We start from the raw sequence: 15,877 nt of genomic DNA on the forward strand, positions 1-15,877 counted from the left end.
TGCTTGATGCCCACGCCGTTGCGGAAGAAGTTCACATGATCGATGAAGTTGTTGTCCCACGCCATGATGCGGTCGATGAAGATGCCGGCCTCGCGCATGTCGCGGATGGTCACATGGGACAGGAAGATCTTGTTGAACTGCGCGCCGCCGCCGGCGCCGTTGGGCTCATGATGGATGCCGTTGCGCCCGCCCTGCAGGGTCAGGTCGCCCAAGGCGAAGCGGGTCGTGCTGTACTTCTGGGTCAGGCGGGCATCGCTGACGATGAGATCGATATCCGGGCTCTTGGCGATGATGGCGGTCTTGTCCGCGCCGGCGCCGATGATGCCCTGGCCGCCCTTGAGCTTGATCGGCCGGGAGATGTAGTAGATGCCGGCCGGCAGCTTGGCGACACCCTGGCTGTTGACCAGATTTTGGATGTAGTCGGTGGAATCCTTCTGGCCGGCCAGGTTGGCGTTCCAGTTCGGGCCCGCCGGGTCCGGGATGGCATTGAAGGTCGGCCGCTCCCACAGCTGGCCGCTACGGCCGGAGTTGGCGTACATGCGCCGCATGGCGTCTTGCTGGGCGGAGGGCAGCGCAGCGCGGATGCTGCCGCCGTTGACCAGGGCGTCGGCGCTGCCGCCCTCGAAGGCCTTGAAGCGGAAGCCGGCGCCATCATCGGTGGAGAGCTTCTGCAGATTGACCATGGCGGTGCGCTGGCCACGGAAGGCAAGGGCCGGGCTGCCCGTCTTGCCCATGTTGGTGCCGTGCAGCTGGAACTCGTCCGCGTTGACGTCGAAGATGCCGGTCATCAGCGAGTTGCCGTTCTGGCCGCCGTTGACCTGGAACACGCGCAGGGAACCCAGGGAGCGGGCGGTCAGCATGGCCTTGCTGCCCTGGCGGGAGTAGTTCCAGGACTCGGCGTCGATGCCGACGAAGGTGGCATCGGTCTGGTTGTCCAGGTACATGGCGTCGCCGGGCGGGGACAGCATGTTGGTCCACACCCACACGTTGCCGCCGGTCTTGCGGGCGGGGTCGCCCTTGTGCACGAAAGCCGGGTTGTAGCCCTGCGAGGTCATGCGCACGAAGCGGTTATTCTTCATGTAGCCGCCGCCGCTGTTGTCGAACTTGAATTGGCCGTAGAGATCCAGGAACACGTTGTTTTCCAGGGTCGCGCCGTTGACCGTCACCACGCCGGTGATGCGCTGGAACAGGTTGTCGTGGGTCACCAGGCTGGAAGCCGGGAACTCCAGGCCGCTCTGCACGCCGCTCAGGACCGCGCCGGCGGTGCCGCCCTTGACGACCACCTTGGACAGCTTGGTGCTGCCCGCTACGCCATAGAGCTGCTGGCAGCTGTCCAAGGTGATGGTCCCGGCGGAGCTGTAGTCGCCCGGCTGCAGGCGTACGACGCGATGCTTGTTGAGGGCGGCCTGCAAGTCATTTTTTTGACTCAGCGGCAGCTCGTAGGCGTTTTCTGGAAAGGCTTGTTTCTGGGGTTGCTCCGCCATGGCGGGCGCAGCGGAAAAAAGCAAAAGAAGGGCGAAGAACCCGGTGCGGGCTCGGCTCAAATAATTTGTAATCAAGATTTGCTTCCTCTGTTACGACTGCTTCTGAAGAGGCCTTTGGCGAAAAGACATGTAAAATCAGTAACCTAGGTTGGTTTCTTGGGCGTCAAAAAATTGACTGCCTAGCGGGGATAGCAAATCGGGTGCCAACAGGCGGGAAGTGAGGAAAAACCTGGTTTTCTGCTGGATGGACTGCGGGCCGGGTGACAAAATTTGTCAATCGGCCCGGGCGGGTGACGCACACGGACGACCTATCGTGTCAGTGCGACGAGGGGGCACGATCCTCCCCGGAAGATGGAGGTGGGGTCGCGGGCGCCGCTAGTCTCGGGCGAACATGAGTCGCAGCGATTCGCCGATGCCCTGGGCCAGGCGCAGCCAGCGCTGTGCCAGCTCCGGTTCCAGGTGATCGAGCAGGGTCTCGTAGAAGAGCGCCAGCCAGTCGTCCACCAGCGCATGGGTGATGCCCACGGGCGCGTGCTTGTCGCCCAGAGCGTAGCCGTAGTTGCGGTAGGGCTGGCCGCCCATGACCGTCCACCAGTAGTGGGTCAGGCGATCCTTGTGCAGCTCCCAGTCGCTCACGGCGGCGAAGGGCTCCGCCAGGGTGGGGTGTTGCTGGATGCGGTTGTAGAAGTCATCCACCACCGCCCGGATGGTAGGCAGCGGTATCTGGGCGCAAAGCGGCTGCAGCTTGCGTAGCGCGGGTTTGGGTTCGGATTCGGACATGGGGCCTCCACAGATGCCGATGAATGCCATAACATAAAGCGCGCCCGCAACGGGGGCAATGGCCCGCATCCGCGTTGCCTGCCGTGCCGCACGCCCAGCACGATTCCCGTCTCTTTGTCCGAAGGAAGCGATCATGACCATCCAAGTGCAAAGCAATCCGGACCAGAAAATCCTCGAAGCGCTGGGTGTCGGCCGCTGGCCTGTCTGGCAGAAGGAGACCTCCCGCTTTCCCTGGACCTATGACGAGCAGGAGACCTGTTATATTCTGGAAGGGCAGGTCCTCGTCACGCCGGATGGCGGTGTGCCGGTGCGCGTAGGGGCGGGCGACCTGGTCACCTTTCCCGCCGGCCTGTCCTGCACCTGGGAAGTGCTGGCGCCGATCCGCAAGCGCTATCGCTTTGGCTGAAATCCCATGACCCGGAAAACTGCCGTCGTCACCGGCGCCTCCAGCGGCATCGGCGCCGCCGTCGCCCGCCAGCTGGCGGACGCGGGCTTCCAGGTGTTCATCGGCGCCCGGCGCCGGGAGCGCCTGCGGGCGCTGGCCGATGAGATCGGCGCGGTCGCCCTGCCGCTGGACGTCTCTGATGCGGCCAGCGTGGCCGCCTTTGCCGCCCGGGTGCCGGCGCTCAACGTGCTGGTGAACAACGCCGGCGGCGCCCTGGGCCTGGAGCCCCTTGCCGAGCTGGATGAGGCCAAGTGGCTGGCCATGTATCAAAGCAACGTCCTGGGCTTGGCCCGTATGAGCAAGGCCCTGCTGCCGCAACTGCGTGCCTCCGGCGCCGGCCACGTGGTCAACATCGGCTCCGTCGCCGGCTTGGAGACCTACGTCGGCGGCGCCGGCTACACGGCCTGCAAGCATGCCGTGCGCGCCATCAGCGAGACGATGCGGCTGGAGTGGCTGGGCGAGCCCATCCGCGTCACCGAGGTCGATCCCGGCCTGGTGGAGACCGAATTCAGCTTGGTGCGCTTCGCCGGCGACGCCGGGCGCGCCGCCGCGGTCTACGCGGGCCTGCAGCCGCTGACCGCCGATGACGTGGCCGATGCCATCGTTTGGGCCGCTACCCGCCCCGCCCACGTCAACATCGACCAGATCGTCCTCAAGCCCACCGCCCAGGCGCGGGTGGACAAGATTCATCGCCTTTAAAGTAAAGAACCCGCACATGTCCGAGTTGAATCCGCAGCAGCACGCCGCCATCACGCACGTCCACGGTCCCATGCTGGTGCTGGCCGGGGCGGGGTCTGGCAAAACCCGCGTCATCACCCACAAGATTGCCCACCTCATCGAGCGCCACGAAGTGGCCGCCAAGCACATCTGCGCCGTGACCTTCACCAACAAGGCGGCCAGCGAGATGCAGCAGCGGGTGGCCCAGCTCTGTCAGGGCAAGCCGACCCGCGGCCTCATCGTCTCCACCTTCCACAGCCTGGGCCTCAACATCCTGCGCCAGGAGATCCACCGCCTGGGCTACAAGCCCGTGTTCTCCATTCTCGACGCCGGCGACAGCGTCGGTGTGGTGCGCGATCTGCTGAAGGAGCATGACGGCGACGGCGATCTGGCCGAGGCCATCCAAGGGCGCATCTCGCGCTTCAAGAACGCCGGTCTCATGCCGGAGGACGTGCCCCTGGACGGCGATCCGCTGCATCAGCGCGCAGCCCGCCTCTACCCGCTCTACCAGCGGGCGCTGAAGGCATACAGCGCCGTGGACTTCGACGATCTGATCAATCTGCCCAATCACCTCTTCGCCACTGATCCCGAGGCGCGCGCCACCTGGCAGGAGCGCATCCGCTACCTGCTGGTGGACGAGTACCAGGACACCAACAGCGCCCAGTACCAGCTCATCAAGTGGCTGCTCGGCAACCGCCGCAATCTCACCGCCGTGGGCGACGACGACCAGTCCATCTACGCTTGGCGCGGCGCCGAAGCCGAGAACCTGCACCGCCTGAGCCAGGACTTCCCCGAACTCCAGGTGATCAAGCTGGAGCAGAACTACCGCTCCATGGGGCGCATTCTCAATGCCGCCAACCGGCTGATCGCCAACAATCCCCATCTCTACGAAAAGCAGCTGTGGAGCACCCTGGGCCATGGCGAGCCGATCCGCGTGGTGCGCTGCCAGGACGAGGTGCACGAGGCGGAGCGGGTGGTCAGTCTGCTGCTGGCGGAGAAGTTCCAGCGCAAGGCCCGCTTCGGCGACTTCGCCATCCTCTACCGCGGCAACCACCAGGCGCGCGCCTTCGAGACCGCCCTGCGCGCCGCCCATGTGCCTTACCAGATCTCCGGCGGTACCTCCTTTTTCGAGCGCAGCGAGATCAAGGACGTGATGGCCTATCTGCGCCTGCTGGCCAACCCCGATGACGATCTGGCCTTTCTGCGTGCCGTGAACACGCCGCGCCGCGGCATCGGCGGCGCCACCCTGGAAGCCCTGGGCAACTTCGCCCAGCAGCACGATCTCTCGCTCTTCGCCGCCGTGTGGGAGGAGGGCCTGGCCGAGCACCTGCCCGCCCGCGGGCTGGAGGCCCTGCGCCAGTTCGGCCAGTGGGTGAATCGCATGGCCGAGCGCGTGGAAAAGAGCGCCGCCACCGATCAGGAGGTCTGCGCCACCTTGCGCAGCCTGCCCGAGGAAATCGACTATCTGGGCTACCTCAAGGACCAGTGCGACGAGCGCGGCGCGCTGCGCCGCATGGAAAACGTCAACAGCCTCTTCGACTGGATGCAGCGCATGACCGAGCAGGACGACGGTCCGCAAACTCTGCCGGAGCTGCTCAACCGCCTGAGCCTCTTTTCCGTGCTGGAGCGCCAGGGCGAGGCCGGCGACAGCGACGAGGTCCGCCTGATGACCCTGCACGCCGCCAAGGGCCTGGAGTTTCCGCACGTCTTCCTGGTCGGCATGGAAGAAGGCATCCTGCCGCACCGCAACAGCATCGACACCGACAACATCGAGGAGGAGCGCAGGCTGGCCTACGTCGGCCTGACCCGTGCCCAGTACACCTTGACCCTCAGCCTGGCCGCCCGGCGCAAGCGCTATGGTGAGATGGTGGAGTGCGAGCCGTCGCGTTTTCTGGAGGAGTTGCCGCCCGAAGACCTGCGCTGGGAGGGCGATGAGTCCAGCCCCGATCAGCACCAGGCGGTGGCGCAGGGCACCATCGCCCAGCTGCGGCAGATGCTGGCCGGCAAGGGCTAGCCCGCCGTGACGGGCGCTTGCCAACGCGTTAAACTAAACTAGTATTCATCCTAAACAAGGCATTACCTTCCTTCAGAGGCCTTCCCATTGCAGGATCCCCGTTTCGACAACCTTCTCAAGCAGTTGGAATCCGTCCTGGCGGACTATCAATCGCAGCGGCGTGAACAGGTGGATGGCGGCCAGTTCCGCCTGCAGGCCCTGTCCAGCCAGATCGAACAGTTGCAGGCGGAGAACCGCCGCCTGCGCGAGCGCCAGGAAGAGGTCTGCGGCCGCTTGGAGCGGTTGCTGAATGAACTGGAGCCGGTCGAGGAGCACAGCCATGGTGGATGATCGCCCCAGCCGGGCGCCGGGTACCGAGATCATCGACATCCAGCTGCTCGGCAAGGCCTACCGGATTGCCTGCCCGCCGTCGGAGGCGGCCGTGCTCGTGGAGGCCGCCGCCTACTTGGACCAGCAACTGCACGAAGCGCGGAGCGCCGGCAAGGTGGCCGGCACCGACCGTCTGACCCTGATGGTGGCCCTCAACCTGGCCGCCGAAGTGGTGCAGCTGCGCGCCCAGGCGGCCGCTCAGCAGGCCGACTTGGACGAGCTCGTCGAGCGCCTGCAGGGCATGGTTGACAGTGTTCTCCATTGGGGATAAGGTTGAGCCATACCCCCTGCGGTGTTCGTATAGCTCAGGTAGATTCTTGAACCAACATGTCTATGCCCGGGGAGCTTCTAATACCGTCGTGGTGTGCCGCTCAACCGAGTAGCCTGAAGCGACGTGGAGGCGCCCACCTGATCTCCAGGTTCAAGGGATACGGCTTACGGCACAGGCGGGGGGCTTTGTTTTGCCCTTCCCGCTTTTTTCCTCTTTTTCCTGCATGTTGACTAAAAAGGCGCTGCGCCGGGAAATGCGCCGCCTGCGCCGTGCCGTGCCGCCCGACGAGGCGCGCCGCGCCGCCCGCACTCTCGCCCGCGAGCTGAGCAAGCAGCCCGTGTTTCGCCGCGCCCGCCACATCGCCTTCTACTGGGCCGGCGACGGCGAAATCGATCCCGCGCCCCTGCTCCTGCGCGCCCTGCGCCTGAACAAGCACGCCTACCTGCCGGTGCTGGATCCCCTCTACGGCGAGTCGCTGCGCTTCGCGCCGGTGCGCATCGGCACGCCTCTGCGCGCCAACCGGCTGGGCATCCCCGAACCGGAGGTCCACCGGCGCCACTGGCGTCACGCGCGCCAGTTGGATCTGGTGCTCACGCCGCTGGTGGCCTTCGACGCGCAGGGCGGGCGCATGGGCATGGGCGGCGGCTTCTACGACCGCGCCCTGCAGCATCTGGCCCGCCAGCGGCGCTGGCGCCGCCCCCGCGCCGTCGGCTTGGCCTACGAGCTGCAGCGGGTGCCGGCCCTGCCGCGGGAATCCTGGGATGTGCCCCTGGACGGCGTGCAGACGGAGCGGCGCTTCTACCCGGCGCGCCAGCGCTGACGCCCCATGGGCCTTTCGCCGGGGCGGCCGGCGTGGTTCCCGTTTCCCGCTTCGGGTATCATGGGGCGCGTGTCATTCAGCCATGGTGATCTATGAATCTGCTCTTTGTGGGCGACGTGGTGGGCGAGCCCGGGCGGCGGGTGCTGCTCAACAACCTGCGGCAGTTGAAGGACAAGCTGGCCCTCGACTTCATCGTGGTCAACGCCGAGAACGCCGCCGGCGGCTTCGGCGTCACCGAGAAGATCTGCCTGGAGCTGTTCGAGCAGGAGGTGGACGTGATCACCTCGGGCAACCACATCTGGGACAAGCGCGAGGCTCTCACCTACATCGTCGGCGAGCCGCGCCTGCTGCGCCCGCACAATTACCCCGTCGGTACGCCCGGCAGCGGCTGGTACGTGGGCGAGACCGCCGCCGGCGACAAGGTGGGCGTGCTGAATCTCATGGGCCAGGCTTTCATGCACCCCAGCCTGGAATGCCCCTTCGCGGCCGCCGACGCGGTGCTGGCCGAACGGCCCGCCGACCTGAAGATGATCCTGGTGGACATGCACTGCGAGACCACCAGCGAAAAGACCGCCATGGGCTGGCACCTGGACGGCCGCGTCTCCGCCGTGGTCGGCACCCACACCCACATCCCCACCGCCGACGAGCGCATCCTGCCCCAGGGCACGGGCTACATCACCGACGTCGGCATGACCGGCACCTACGATTCGGTCATCGGCATGCACAAGGACAAGACGGTCAAGCGCTTCCTGAGCAAGCTGCCGGAACGGCTGGAGACCGCCAGCGGCCCCGCCACCCTCAGTGCCGTGTTCATCCAGCTCGATGCGGACAGCGGCCGCTGTCACGGCATCAAGCGCGTCCGCATCGCCGAATAGCCGGCGCGGCCGTGGACACCGGCCCGCGTACGCATTATCATTATGGGTTCCAACCCGCGCGGTTAGCTCAGCTGGATAGAGCGTTGGCCTCCGACGCCAAAGGTCATAGGTTCGAATCCTATACCGCGCGCCATTTTCCTTCTCCCCCGTTTGTTCCTGAATCGCGCCCAGGGCCGCGCATGGCCCCGAGCGGCGGCGCACGTGCGCCGGTCAACCCGTGGCGAAGGCGCCGTAGGCGCGTTGCGCGCAGAGGGTCTGGTAGACCAGGTTCTGCAGCACCAGCCGGTCGCTGGTGGACAGTTGCTGGAATTCCACGCCGTAGCGATAGGCGTGCTGGTCCTTGGGATGGCGGTTGCGGACGACCACGGGCAGCTTCAGGTTGAAGTCGGTCCCCTCCAGCCGGATGGGCAGATTCAGCTTCAGGCCGCCGGCGGCGTCGTCCAGCGGGTAGGGGGAGGCGAGCATCGCGCCCGAGGTGGCGATGTCCATCACCTGGGCGGGCCAGGAGCGGCCGTCGCCGGTGGGCAGGAGCGCGGCGAGGAGCTTGACCGGCGCCCGCACGGACCGGCGCAGCGGGGCTTCGCGCACGTCCAGCGGCAGGCTCATGTGCAGGTAGTGCACGGGGAAGCTCTGGGTACGCATCACGGCACTGTCGAAGGCGTAGGCGTTCTTGCCGGTGAAGGCGCGCAACGTGAACTGCTCCCCCGCCTTCAGGAGCAGGGGCACGCCGTTCACGATGGGAGTGGAGACCAGCAGGCTTTTGTCGCGGATGTAGCCGATCAGACGGCCGAAATAGCGGGATTGGCCGTCCGTCAGCTGCACGGGCGTGCCCATCTGCAGGCCCATGCGTTCGAAGGCCGCGCCGGGGCCGTCCTCATTGCCATCCCCCGCATCCGGGATCGCCGCCGATCCCATGGCCGCCTGGGCGGCATTCCGGTACACGCCGTGACCGAGGAGAATATCCCGTTGTGATTCGCATTCGACGACAAAACCGGCGTCGAGCAGCAGTCTGCCTTCCCCATCGTACAGCGGCCAAGGCAGGGGAGACCCCAGGGGGATCTCTGTGCTTGAGACGATTTGCAGTTCCATCGTGACATCCACTCCGCTTCTTTTTATTTTTGAGTCAGCGGATAGTTATATGGCTATGTACTCTGATGCGCAAGCCTGGAGCCGCGTCTTGCCGCCCGGGCCGGTGGGGGCGCATACTGCCCCAAAGCCGTGGGATGCCGGTCATGAATACGCTCATCCACCTTGTCGTCGAACGCCACGCGGATGCCTTCCGGCGCTGCCGGATGCGCCTGAGCGTCGCACTGCTGCTGCTCGGCTTGCCGGGCTGGTCGGCGGCGCAAGACTTGCCGCTCTGGGAATTGGGCGCGGGGCTGGCGGTGCTGAACCTGCCCGAGTACCGCGGCGCTAGCGAGCGGCGCAATTACTACCTGCCTCTACCATATGTGATCTACCGGGGCGAGGTCCTGCGCATCGACCGCCAGCAGGTGCGCGGCCTGCTCCTGCAGACCGAGCGCGTGCAGCTGGACATCAGCGCCAACGCCGCCACGCCGGTGCGCAGCAGCGATGGCGGCCCGCGCGCCGGCATGCCCGATCTGGACCCCACCCTGGAGATCGGCCCTTCCGTGGAATTGCTGCTGCACCAGTCTGCGCGTGGGCCCCGCTTCACGCTGAATTTTCCGCTGCGGGCGGCGGTCGCCGTGGCCGAGGACCTGTCCCGCTGGCAGGGCGTGGGCTGGGTCTCGCAGCCGCATCTAGGCATGGACTGGCTCAACACAGGGCCCGGGCGCGTCTGGCGCTTCGGCCTGGCAGCCGGCCCCGTCTTCGCCGATAGCAAGTACCACCACTATTACTACAGTGTCGCTCCCGCCCTCGCCACGGCCGCGCGCCCGGCCTATGCCGCGCCCGGCGGCTACAGCGGCGCGCGCCTGACCCTCACCCTGAGCCGGCGCTTCAAGCAGGATTACTGGCTGGGCGGCTTCGTGCGCTACGACAGCCTGGCCGGCGCGGCCTTCCGCGACAGTCCCCTCGTGGAGGAGCGGCACGCGCTAATGGCGGGCGTGGGGCTGGCCTGGATCTTCGCCCGTTCCGGGCGGACGGTGAAGGCGACGGACTGGAGTGCCGGCTCTCCTTGAGCTGCTCGGTCCGTCCCGACCTGAGCTATACTTTCAGGCATAAGCATGTATAGCTGCAGGGAGGTGGGCACTCGGGGCCCGTGCGGTCCCTCAGGAGGTGGATATGTTCACCCTAAGGCATGTCGCGCAGCAGTTCGCTCTCTTGTTTTCCCTGCTTCTGATCAGCGCCGTTCCCGCCCAGGCCGCCGAGGTGCAGCGCCACGGCCAAGCCTACGTGGTCTACCTGCCCGGCAATGCCGACATCGGCGGCGTGCTGGAGAGGCTGCAGAGCGAGTTGGGCGGCCAGAACTGGGAAGTGCTGCAGATACAGCACATCGATCAGGGCATGAAGAAGTACGACATGCAGATCGACAACAAGCTGATCCTGGCGTGCAAATCCCAGTACCTGGCGCAGGCGATCAAGGAGGACCCCTACATCAGCCTGCTCATTCCGTGTCGCTTCACCCTGTTCCGCGAAACGGCGCCCGGCGGCAAGGGCCAGCGCGTGGTGCTGGGGGTGGTGGATCCGGTGGCCGAGGCCAAGGCCATGAACATCAAGCAGTACCGCGCCGCCGAGAAGGCGGCGCAGGAGCTGAAGACGGTGCTCGAAGGCGTGGCCAGCTACTACGCCAGGTAGCCGGGTCGCCGGGCGGCGCCCATCATGGGCGCCGCATTTCAGCCCTTCTGGGCCAGGGCCTCGTTGTCGAAGGCCTTGTCGATCTGCTGGGACAGCATCAGCACCCGGCGAAAGTCCCGCGGGTCGGCATCGTCGCGCATGGTCTGCAACCGCAGTTGTCCGAGGGCGGCGATGGTCTCGTTGCGCTGGACGGGGCTGTCGATGCCGCTGCACTGGTTGCCGGCGTAGATGTCCAGCAAGGCCTTTTCCAGGATTTTGTCGTCCAGCCGCCCGGCCTGGGCGGCGCCCAGGGTGGCGGCGGGGTCGCTGTCGACCGCCAGGATCGGGTAGTCGAGCAGCTGGTGCAGGGCAGTGAGCAGTTCGGCGTAGGTCATGGATTTCCCCTCTTGTGTTCGCTGATTACGTGGTTTGCTGGAGCCCGGCGTCCAGATCGGCGCCGCAGGCCTCCGCCACTCGCTGAAAATAATACATGAGGTCCAGCGGGACGGTAACGCCGTCCAGGAGCCGCAGCAGATTGAAGTCGGCGGTGAGGATGACGTCGATGAGCGAGAGGCGGCCGGCGTAGAAGCGGGTCTTGGCCAGTTGGCGGGCCAGCTCCCGCAGGCGGCCCAGGCGCTCCAGCTGCAGGAAGCCGTCGTAGCGGTCGTTGGACAGGGCCTCGGGGCTCATGCCGAAGCGCTGCACGCACTCCTCCTTGTAGAGAGCCAGGGCGTCCGGCTCGCCGCCGATCTCGGCAAAGCCGGGGCGCACCGGCGCGATCAGGCGGGCGAGCAGGGGCTCCAGGCGGGCGCGCCAGTCCAGGAAGGCCTGCCATTCCGCTGCCGCCACCACGCCCTCCAGGAGGGCGGGTGCGGGATAGCGGTGTTCCAACTCCAGTAGCAGCGCAAGGCTGTCATTGCCGCGGCTGCCGTCGGGCCACTCCACGATGGGCAGCTTGCGGTCGAAGCCGAGGTCCAGCGGCGTGCCGAAATCCGTGTAGGCCAGCGGCCGGCTGTCATAATCCAGCTCCTTGGCGCCGAGAGCCAAGCGCAGGCGGGCGCAGGCGGGGGAGGACCAGTGGTGGTAGAGGGCGATGCCGCTCACCCGCCGTCCCCGAGCGCCAGGATGATGTCCCACTCCGCCGGGCTGACCGGCAGCACCGAGAGGCGGTTGCCGCGGCGCACCACCGGGTTGTCTTCCAGCCCCGGGGTGCTGCGCAGCGCGTCGAGGCTGACGGTGCGCGGGAAGCGGCGCACGAACTTCACTTCCACCAGCGACCAACGCGGGTCTTCCGGCCGGGACCGCGGGTCGAAGTGCTTGTCGCCGGGGTCGAACTGGGTGGGATCGGGGTAGGCGGTGCAGGCGACCTCCGCCACCCCCACCACGCCGGGCAGCTCGCAGTTGGAGTGGTAGAAGAGCACGCCGTCGCCCGCCTGCATGGCGCGCATGAAGTTGCGGGCCTGGTAGTTGCGCACCCCATCCCAGGGCTCCGTCTGGCCGGGGCGGGCCTGCAGGTCCTCGATGGAAAACTCGCTGGGTTCGCTCTTCATGAGCCAATAGCGCCGCTCGGCCATGGTCACCTCGCCGCGCTCAGCCCAGGGACACCGGCGCGCCCAGCTTCAGGCTGAGCACCCGCTCCAGCGCGCGTTCCAGCGGCTCGCCGCTGCGCTCGTCCCTCCAGGTCCCGCTGGCCGCATCGTAGTCGAAGTGGGCCGGGCCCAGGGGACTGGCCAGCCAGAGTTGCCGGGCGCTGGACTGGCTGTTGATGATGATCTGGTTGCCGTCCTCGAATTCGGCATGCAGGACGCCGTCGATGAGGTCTACGCTCAGATCTTCCGCGCCTTCGGCCTGCTCCAATTTATGGACCAGGGCGCGGATGCTGTTTTCGGCAAGGATGGGGAAGTTCTCCTGGCTCATGTCTCACTCGCTCGCGTGCTCCCGCGCTCCCCTTGTGGCGGCGGAGGCGGGTGCTCATAATGGGATGGATTTTATACGTCACGCCCGCAGGGCGGTTCTTCGACGTTCAATGATGACGGCAAGGGCCGCGGCGGGCAAGGGTTTTGCGCCGGGGAGAAGGATGGAGCGGAGCGCTGCTGAGGAAGTCAGGGATCTGGAGGCGCTGGGGCGCCGTTGTGTCGCGTTGTATCAGCACCCGGCGGTGCAGGGCAAGGGCTGGATGCCGCGCCTGTTCTGGCGGCCCAATCCGGCCGATCCGCGCGATCCCTTCGGCAGCCTGCGCGTGGATCCTCTGGAGCTGGAGGTGCTCTTCGCCACCATCGCCGGCGAGGCCTCCTTGTGCCACGCCGCGCTGGAAACGCGGCAGCCGGGGCGGGCGGGCTTCATCGTGCGCTCCATCCGCCACGGCGAGCTGCCGCTTCTGACCTTCTATGCGCCGCAATAGGCCGGCATGGACCGCGGACTCTGGGTGTTGGGCTGGCGCGAGTGGGTGAGCCTGCCCGATCTGGGCATCCCCGCCATCAAGGCCAAGGTGGACACCGGCGCCAAGACCTCAGCATTGCACACCTTCCGTATCGAGCGCCTGCGCCGGCGCGGGCAGCGCTGGCTGCGCTTCTGGCTGCACCCGCTGCAGGACAACGATCTGCTGGTTTACCGCTGCGAGGCGCCCCAGGTGGACGAACGCTGGGTGACCGATTCGGGCGGCCATCGCACGCTGCGGCCGGTCATCGTCACCTCCGTGCTGCTCATGGGCGAGTCCTGGCCCATCGAGATGACCCTGACCAGACGCGACAGCATGCGCTTTCGCATGCTGCTGGGCCGCAGCGCCATGGTCGGGCGCTTCGTCGTGGATCCCGAGCAATCCTTCCTGGCCGGAGTGCCTGAGCCGTGAAGATCGCCATCCTGTCCCGCAACCGCAAGCTCTACTCCACCCAGCGCCTGATGGTGGCGGCGCAGGCGCGCGGGCATGAGGCGCGCGTCATTGATCCGTTGCGCTGCTACATGAACATCACTTCGCGCAAGCCGCAGGTCATCTACAAGGGCGAGGTGCTGCAGGGCTTCGACGCGGTGATCCCGCGCATCGGCTCCTCCATCACCTTCTATGGCACAGCGGTGCTGCGCCAGTTCGAGATGATGGGCGTGTACTCGGCCAACGAGTCGGTGGCCATCGCCCGCGCCCGCGACAAGCTGCGTTCCCTGCAGCTGCTGGCCCGCGCCGGCGTGGCCATGCCGGTCACCGGCTTCGCCCACTCGCCCCACGACGTGGACGACGTGATCCGCCAAGTGGGCGGCGCGCCATTGGTGATCAAGCTCCTGTCCGGCTCCCAGGGCATCGGCGTGGTGCTGGCCGAAACCCAGCAGGCGGCGGAGAGCGTGATCGACGCCTTCATGGAGCTGCGGGCCGACATCCTGGTGCAGGAGTTCATCAAGGAGGCCCAGGGCGCCGACATCCGCGCCTTCGTGGTGGGCGGCCGGGTGATCGCCGCCATGCGGCGACAGGCCAAGCCGGGCGAATTCCGCTCCAACCTGCATCGCGGCGGGCGGGCGGAAAGGATCAAGCTGGGGGCGGCGGAGCGGGCGCTGGCGGTGCAGGCGGCCCGCACCCTGGGCCTCAACATCGCCGGCGTGGACATGCTGCAGTCGGCGGCCGGGCCGGTGGTCATCGAAGTCAACTCCACGCCCGGCCTGGAGGGCATCGAGACCAGCACCGGCGTGGACGTGGCCGGGCGCATCATCGAGTTCGTGGAAAAGCACGCGCGCCCCGGCAAGACGGCCACGCGCGGCCGCGGCTAGGGCTGCTGCGCGGCCGCGCGGCGGCGCTGGTGCAGGGTGATGGCGACGCCGAGCAGGGCGCTGGCCAGCATCAGCACGTTGGTGACCACGAAAACCCAGTTGTGCAGCAGCCAGCTGTACAGCGAGAAGCCCGAGGAGGCGGCGATCTGGCCGATGAAGAGCCACTTGGACACGCCCTCGCTGGAGCCCGCCTGCCATTGCTTGTGGATCTGCTTGCCGATGGTCAGCAGCAGGATGAACGAGCTGGTCCAGCCGATGGCTTCGGTCAGGGCTTGGGCAGTCATGGCGCTCCTCTGTGCTTGGTCGCGGGAGCACCTATCTTTGGGGTGGGCGCCCCGGCCCGCAACGGGCTTTCGGCGCAGGAGGGCTCAGGCCATGTCCGGCAGCTGGTCGGCGATCCAGTCGTGCACTTCGTCGTTGAGCACCACAGCGGTCTTGCCCTTGCTGGAAAGGGGCGCGCCGATGCGGACTTCGATGGTGCCCGGATATTTGCGCCAATCGTTGCGCGGCCAGCAGTGGCCGGCATTATGGGCCACGGGCAGCACCGGCACGCCGGTCTTCACCGCCAGGCCGGCGCCGGTGGAGGCGAAGCGCCCCAGCTCATGGGGCGGCTGGCGGGTGCCTTCCGGGAAGACGAGCACCGACACCCCAGCCTGGATGCGCTTTTCCCCCTCGCGCAGCACCTGCCGCACCGCATCGCGCCCGGCCTTGCGATCGATGCCGATGGGCCAGGACAGCTTGAGCGCCCAGCCGAAGATCGGCAGACGGAAGAGCTCCTGTTTCAGCACGTAGGCAAAGCGCGGGAAGACATTCAAAAAGGCCAGGGTCTCCCAGGCGGATTGGTGATTGGCAACGATCACCACCGGCGTGGCGGGGATGTGTTCCCGGCCCTCGACCCGGTAGCGGATGCCGCAGCTCAGCCGGAGCCAGGCGATCGCGACCCGCCCCCAGAAAGCGCAGGAGCGGTAGCTGACCGATCTGGGCAACGGCGCGGTCAGCAGGGTGATGATGCCCCAGAGCAGGGTCCACAACCAGAAACCGACATAGAACAGCAGGGTGCGCAGGGTAATCATGCGGGATTGGCCAGCAGGGCTTTGACCACGGCTTCCAAGTTTTCATAGACGGGCACGTCGGCCGGCACCTGGCCCTTGGCCAGGGTGGCTTCGCCCTTGCCGGTGCGCACCAGGATGGGCATGGCGCCGGCCGCGCGCGCGGCCTCCAGGTCGCGCAGGCTGTCGCCCACGGCCGGCACCCCTTCCAGGGCGGTGTTGAAGCGCTCGCGGATCTCCTCGAAGAGGCCCGGCGCCGGCTTGCGGCAGCGGCAGCCCTCCTCCGGGTGATGCGGGCAGTAGAAGATGGCATCGATGTGCCCGCCCATGCTGAGCAGCTCGCTGCGCAGGCGCTGGTGGATGGCGGCCAGGGTCTGCACGTCGAAGAGGCCGCGGCCGACGCCCGACTGGTTGCTGGCGACCACCACCTTGTAGCCGGCCCGGTTCAGGCGGGCGATGGCTTCCAGGGCGCCGGGAATGGGTTCCCATTCCGCCGGCGACTTGATGAAGGCGTCGCTGTCCTCGTTGATGACGCCGTCGCGGTCCAGGATGACGAGCTTGACCATG

22 protein-coding genes, 1 tRNA gene and 1 other RNA gene are annotated in these 15,877 nt (G+C 67.0%); 14 read left to right on the forward strand and 10 right to left on the reverse strand.

What is annotated here, in order from left to right:
• Together G579_RS17035 and G579_RS0110410 are read right to left on the reverse strand one after the other, a co-directional pair.
• On the reverse strand, positions 1 to 1,484 hold a 1,484-nt coding region (locus tag G579_RS17035), incomplete at its 3' end, for a hypothetical protein (protein ID WP_155989805.1).
• Positions 1,485 to 1,859: 375 nt separating this feature from the next.
• Entirely contained in the window at positions 1,860 to 2,264 is a 405-nt protein-coding gene (locus G579_RS0110410) for a group III truncated hemoglobin (protein WP_028990135.1), read from the reverse strand.
• A gap of 58 nt (positions 2,265 to 2,322) precedes the next feature.
• Between G579_RS0110410 and G579_RS0110415 the strand changes: the two genes are divergently transcribed.
• From G579_RS0110415 to G579_RS0110450, 9 genes are all read left to right on the forward strand, one after another.
• Positions 2,323 to 2,670 (forward strand): cupin domain-containing protein, encoded by a 348-nt coding sequence (locus G579_RS0110415; RefSeq protein ID WP_155989806.1) that lies wholly within the window; start codon positions 2,323 to 2,325, stop codon positions 2,668 to 2,670.
• A gap of 6 nt (positions 2,671 to 2,676) precedes the next feature.
• Positions 2,677 to 3,408, forward strand: a complete 732-nt coding sequence (locus tag G579_RS0110420; RefSeq protein ID WP_028990137.1) for an SDR family NAD(P)-dependent oxidoreductase — start codon at positions 2,677 to 2,679, stop codon at positions 3,406 to 3,408.
• A 16-nt stretch (positions 3,409 to 3,424) separates the two neighbouring features.
• Positions 3,425 to 5,440 (forward strand): UvrD-helicase domain-containing protein, encoded by a 2,016-nt coding sequence (locus G579_RS0110425; protein ID WP_028990138.1) that lies wholly within the window; start codon positions 3,425 to 3,427, stop codon positions 5,438 to 5,440.
• 87 nt (positions 5,441 to 5,527) lie between these two features.
• Positions 5,528 to 5,770: a hypothetical protein gene (locus G579_RS0110430; RefSeq protein WP_028990139.1), complete on the forward strand. Its 243-nt coding sequence runs from the start codon at positions 5,528 to 5,530 to the stop codon at positions 5,768 to 5,770.
• Positions 5,760 to 6,080 carry a cell division protein ZapA gene (locus tag G579_RS0110435; RefSeq protein WP_028990140.1) on the forward strand — a complete coding sequence of 107 codons (321 nt, stop codon included), beginning with the start codon at positions 5,760 to 5,762 and terminating at the stop codon, positions 6,078 to 6,080. The genes G579_RS0110430 and G579_RS0110435 overlap by 11 nt, the downstream gene beginning before the upstream one ends.
• 10 nt (positions 6,081 to 6,090) lie before the next feature.
• Positions 6,091 to 6,266: non-coding RNA, 6S RNA (gene ssrS / locus G579_RS18685), on the forward strand.
• 37 nt (positions 6,267 to 6,303) lie between these two features.
• Positions 6,304 to 6,900 (forward strand): 5-formyltetrahydrofolate cyclo-ligase, encoded by a 597-nt coding sequence (locus tag G579_RS0110440; RefSeq protein WP_038019455.1) that lies wholly within the window; start codon positions 6,304 to 6,306, stop codon positions 6,898 to 6,900.
• A gap of 92 nt (positions 6,901 to 6,992) precedes the next feature.
• Complete coding sequence (locus G579_RS0110445; RefSeq protein ID WP_028990142.1) at positions 6,993 to 7,775, forward strand: TIGR00282 family metallophosphoesterase; 783 nt, start codon at positions 6,993 to 6,995, stop codon at positions 7,773 to 7,775.
• Positions 7,776 to 7,831: 56 nt separating this feature from the next.
• Positions 7,832 to 7,908, forward strand: a tRNA-Arg gene (locus G579_RS0110450).
• Between the two features lie 77 nt (positions 7,909 to 7,985).
• Here G579_RS0110450 and G579_RS0110455 read toward each other — a convergent pair.
• The gene (locus G579_RS0110455; RefSeq protein WP_028990143.1) at positions 7,986 to 8,864 is read right to left on the reverse strand and encodes a flagellar brake protein; all 879 of its coding nucleotides are present in this window, start codon (positions 8,862 to 8,864) and stop codon (positions 7,986 to 7,988) included.
• A 143-nt stretch (positions 8,865 to 9,007) separates the two neighbouring features.
• Between G579_RS0110455 and G579_RS0110460 the strand changes: the two genes are divergently transcribed.
• On the forward strand, positions 9,008 to 9,916 hold the full coding sequence (locus G579_RS0110460) for a MipA/OmpV family protein (RefSeq protein ID WP_162142995.1): 909 nt from the start codon (positions 9,008 to 9,010) through the stop codon (positions 9,914 to 9,916).
• 103 nt (positions 9,917 to 10,019) lie between these two features.
• On the forward strand, positions 10,020 to 10,532 hold the full coding sequence (locus G579_RS0110465; protein ID WP_028990145.1) for a DUF302 domain-containing protein: 513 nt from the start codon (positions 10,020 to 10,022) through the stop codon (positions 10,530 to 10,532).
• Positions 10,533 to 10,570: 38 nt separating this feature from the next.
• Here G579_RS0110465 and G579_RS0110470 read toward each other — a convergent pair whose 3' ends face one another.
• From G579_RS0110470 to cyaY, 4 genes are read right to left on the reverse strand one after another with little or no spacing between them, the layout of a single operon-like run.
• The gene (locus tag G579_RS0110470; RefSeq protein ID WP_028990146.1) at positions 10,571 to 10,906 is read right to left on the reverse strand and encodes a hypothetical protein; all 336 of its coding nucleotides are present in this window, start codon (positions 10,904 to 10,906) and stop codon (positions 10,571 to 10,573) included.
• Positions 10,907 to 10,931: 25 nt separating this feature from the next.
• Entirely contained in the window at positions 10,932 to 11,615 is a 684-nt protein-coding gene (locus tag G579_RS17040) for a glutathione S-transferase N-terminal domain-containing protein (RefSeq protein WP_038019441.1), read from the reverse strand.
• Positions 11,612 to 12,085 (reverse strand): EVE domain-containing protein, encoded by a 474-nt coding sequence (locus G579_RS0110480; protein WP_038019444.1) that lies wholly within the window; start codon positions 12,083 to 12,085, stop codon positions 11,612 to 11,614. Before G579_RS0110480 ends, G579_RS17040 begins: the two co-directional genes overlap by 4 nt.
• A 16-nt stretch (positions 12,086 to 12,101) precedes the next feature.
• Positions 12,102 to 12,428: an iron donor protein CyaY gene (gene cyaY, locus G579_RS0110485; RefSeq protein ID WP_028990148.1), complete on the reverse strand. Its 327-nt coding sequence runs from the start codon at positions 12,426 to 12,428 to the stop codon at positions 12,102 to 12,104.
• Positions 12,429 to 12,588: 160 nt separating this feature from the next.
• On the opposite strand from cyaY, the gene G579_RS0110490 reads away from it, so the two are divergent.
• The 3 genes from G579_RS0110490 to rimK are packed head-to-tail and all read left to right on the forward strand — an operon-like array spanning position 12,589 to position 14,261.
• Positions 12,589 to 12,912: a hypothetical protein gene (locus G579_RS0110490; protein ID WP_038019447.1), complete on the forward strand. Its 324-nt coding sequence runs from the start codon at positions 12,589 to 12,591 to the stop codon at positions 12,910 to 12,912.
• A 6-nt stretch (positions 12,913 to 12,918) separates the two neighbouring features.
• Positions 12,919 to 13,359, forward strand: coding sequence for an ATP-dependent zinc protease family protein (locus G579_RS0110495; protein WP_028990150.1), 441 nt, complete (start codon positions 12,919 to 12,921; stop codon positions 13,357 to 13,359).
• The gene (gene rimK, locus G579_RS0110500; RefSeq protein ID WP_028990151.1) at positions 13,356 to 14,261 is read left to right on the forward strand and encodes a 30S ribosomal protein S6--L-glutamate ligase; all 906 of its coding nucleotides are present in this window, start codon (positions 13,356 to 13,358) and stop codon (positions 14,259 to 14,261) included. Before G579_RS0110495 ends, rimK begins: the two co-directional genes overlap by 4 nt.
• On the opposite strand, the gene G579_RS0110505 is transcribed toward rimK, so the two are convergent.
• The 3 genes from G579_RS0110505 to gmhB form a co-directional block, all read right to left on the reverse strand.
• The gene (locus tag G579_RS0110505; protein ID WP_211218718.1) at positions 14,258 to 14,545 is read right to left on the reverse strand and encodes a hypothetical protein; all 288 of its coding nucleotides are present in this window, start codon (positions 14,543 to 14,545) and stop codon (positions 14,258 to 14,260) included. The two genes, rimK and G579_RS0110505, sit on opposite strands and share 4 nt — an antisense overlap.
• Before the next feature lie 84 nt (positions 14,546 to 14,629).
• A complete protein-coding gene (locus tag G579_RS0110510) occupies positions 14,630 to 15,334 on the reverse strand; it encodes a lysophospholipid acyltransferase family protein (protein ID WP_028990153.1) in 705 nt (234 codons plus the stop codon).
• The gene (gene gmhB, locus G579_RS0110515; RefSeq protein ID WP_028990154.1) at positions 15,331 to 15,876 is read right to left on the reverse strand and encodes a D-glycero-beta-D-manno-heptose 1,7-bisphosphate 7-phosphatase; all 546 of its coding nucleotides are present in this window, start codon (positions 15,874 to 15,876) and stop codon (positions 15,331 to 15,333) included. Before gmhB ends, G579_RS0110510 begins: the two co-directional genes overlap by 4 nt.
• Position 15,877 lies beyond the last annotated feature (1 nt).

The sequence above is a fragment of the Thermithiobacillus tepidarius DSM 3134 genome, assembly GCF_000423825.1.
Taxonomy (GTDB): Bacteria; Pseudomonadota; Gammaproteobacteria; order Acidithiobacillales; family Thermithiobacillaceae; genus Thermithiobacillus; species Thermithiobacillus tepidarius.

Bases quoted from the DNA above. Each gene is read 5' to 3' on its own strand.
- G579_RS0110465 (WP_028990145.1), top strand. From the start codon at position 10,020: ATGTTCACCCTAAGGCATGTCGCGCAGCAGTTCGCTCTCTTGTTTTCC.
- G579_RS0110480 (WP_038019444.1), bottom strand. From the start codon at position 12,085: ATGGCCGAGCGGCGCTATTGGCTCATGAAGAGCGAACCCAGCGAGTTT.
- G579_RS0110445 (WP_028990142.1), top strand. From the start codon at position 6,993: ATGAATCTGCTCTTTGTGGGCGACGTGGTGGGCGAGCCCGGGCGGCGG.
- G579_RS0110425 (WP_028990138.1), top strand. From the start codon at position 3,425: ATGTCCGAGTTGAATCCGCAGCAGCACGCCGCCATCACGCACGTCCAC.
- G579_RS0110510 (WP_028990153.1), bottom strand. From the start codon at position 15,334: ATGATTACCCTGCGCACCCTGCTGTTCTATGTCGGTTTCTGGTTGTGG.
- G579_RS0110410 (WP_028990135.1), bottom strand. From the start codon at position 2,264: ATGTCCGAATCCGAACCCAAACCCGCGCTACGCAAGCTGCAGCCGCTT.
- G579_RS0110420 (WP_028990137.1), top strand. From the start codon at position 2,677: ATGACCCGGAAAACTGCCGTCGTCACCGGCGCCTCCAGCGGCATCGGC.
- G579_RS0110490 (WP_038019447.1), top strand. From the start codon at position 12,589: ATGGAGCGGAGCGCTGCTGAGGAAGTCAGGGATCTGGAGGCGCTGGGG.
- G579_RS0110495 (WP_028990150.1), top strand. From the start codon at position 12,919: ATGGACCGCGGACTCTGGGTGTTGGGCTGGCGCGAGTGGGTGAGCCTG.
- G579_RS0110435 (WP_028990140.1), top strand. From the start codon at position 5,760: ATGGTGGATGATCGCCCCAGCCGGGCGCCGGGTACCGAGATCATCGAC.
- G579_RS0110505 (WP_211218718.1), bottom strand. From the start codon at position 14,545: ATGACTGCCCAAGCCCTGACCGAAGCCATCGGCTGGACCAGCTCGTTC.
- G579_RS0110455 (WP_028990143.1), bottom strand. From the start codon at position 8,864: ATGGAACTGCAAATCGTCTCAAGCACAGAGATCCCCCTGGGGTCTCCC.
- G579_RS0110460 (WP_162142995.1), top strand. From the start codon at position 9,008: ATGAATACGCTCATCCACCTTGTCGTCGAACGCCACGCGGATGCCTTC.
- gmhB (WP_028990154.1), bottom strand. From the start codon at position 15,876: ATGGTCAAGCTCGTCATCCTGGACCGCGACGGCGTCATCAACGAGGAC.
- G579_RS0110470 (WP_028990146.1), bottom strand. From the start codon at position 10,906: ATGACCTACGCCGAACTGCTCACTGCCCTGCACCAGCTGCTCGACTAC.
- G579_RS0110415 (WP_155989806.1), top strand. From the start codon at position 2,323: ATGGCCCGCATCCGCGTTGCCTGCCGTGCCGCACGCCCAGCACGATTC.
- G579_RS0110440 (WP_038019455.1), top strand. From the start codon at position 6,304: ATGTTGACTAAAAAGGCGCTGCGCCGGGAAATGCGCCGCCTGCGCCGT.
- cyaY (WP_028990148.1), bottom strand. From the start codon at position 12,428: ATGAGCCAGGAGAACTTCCCCATCCTTGCCGAAAACAGCATCCGCGCC.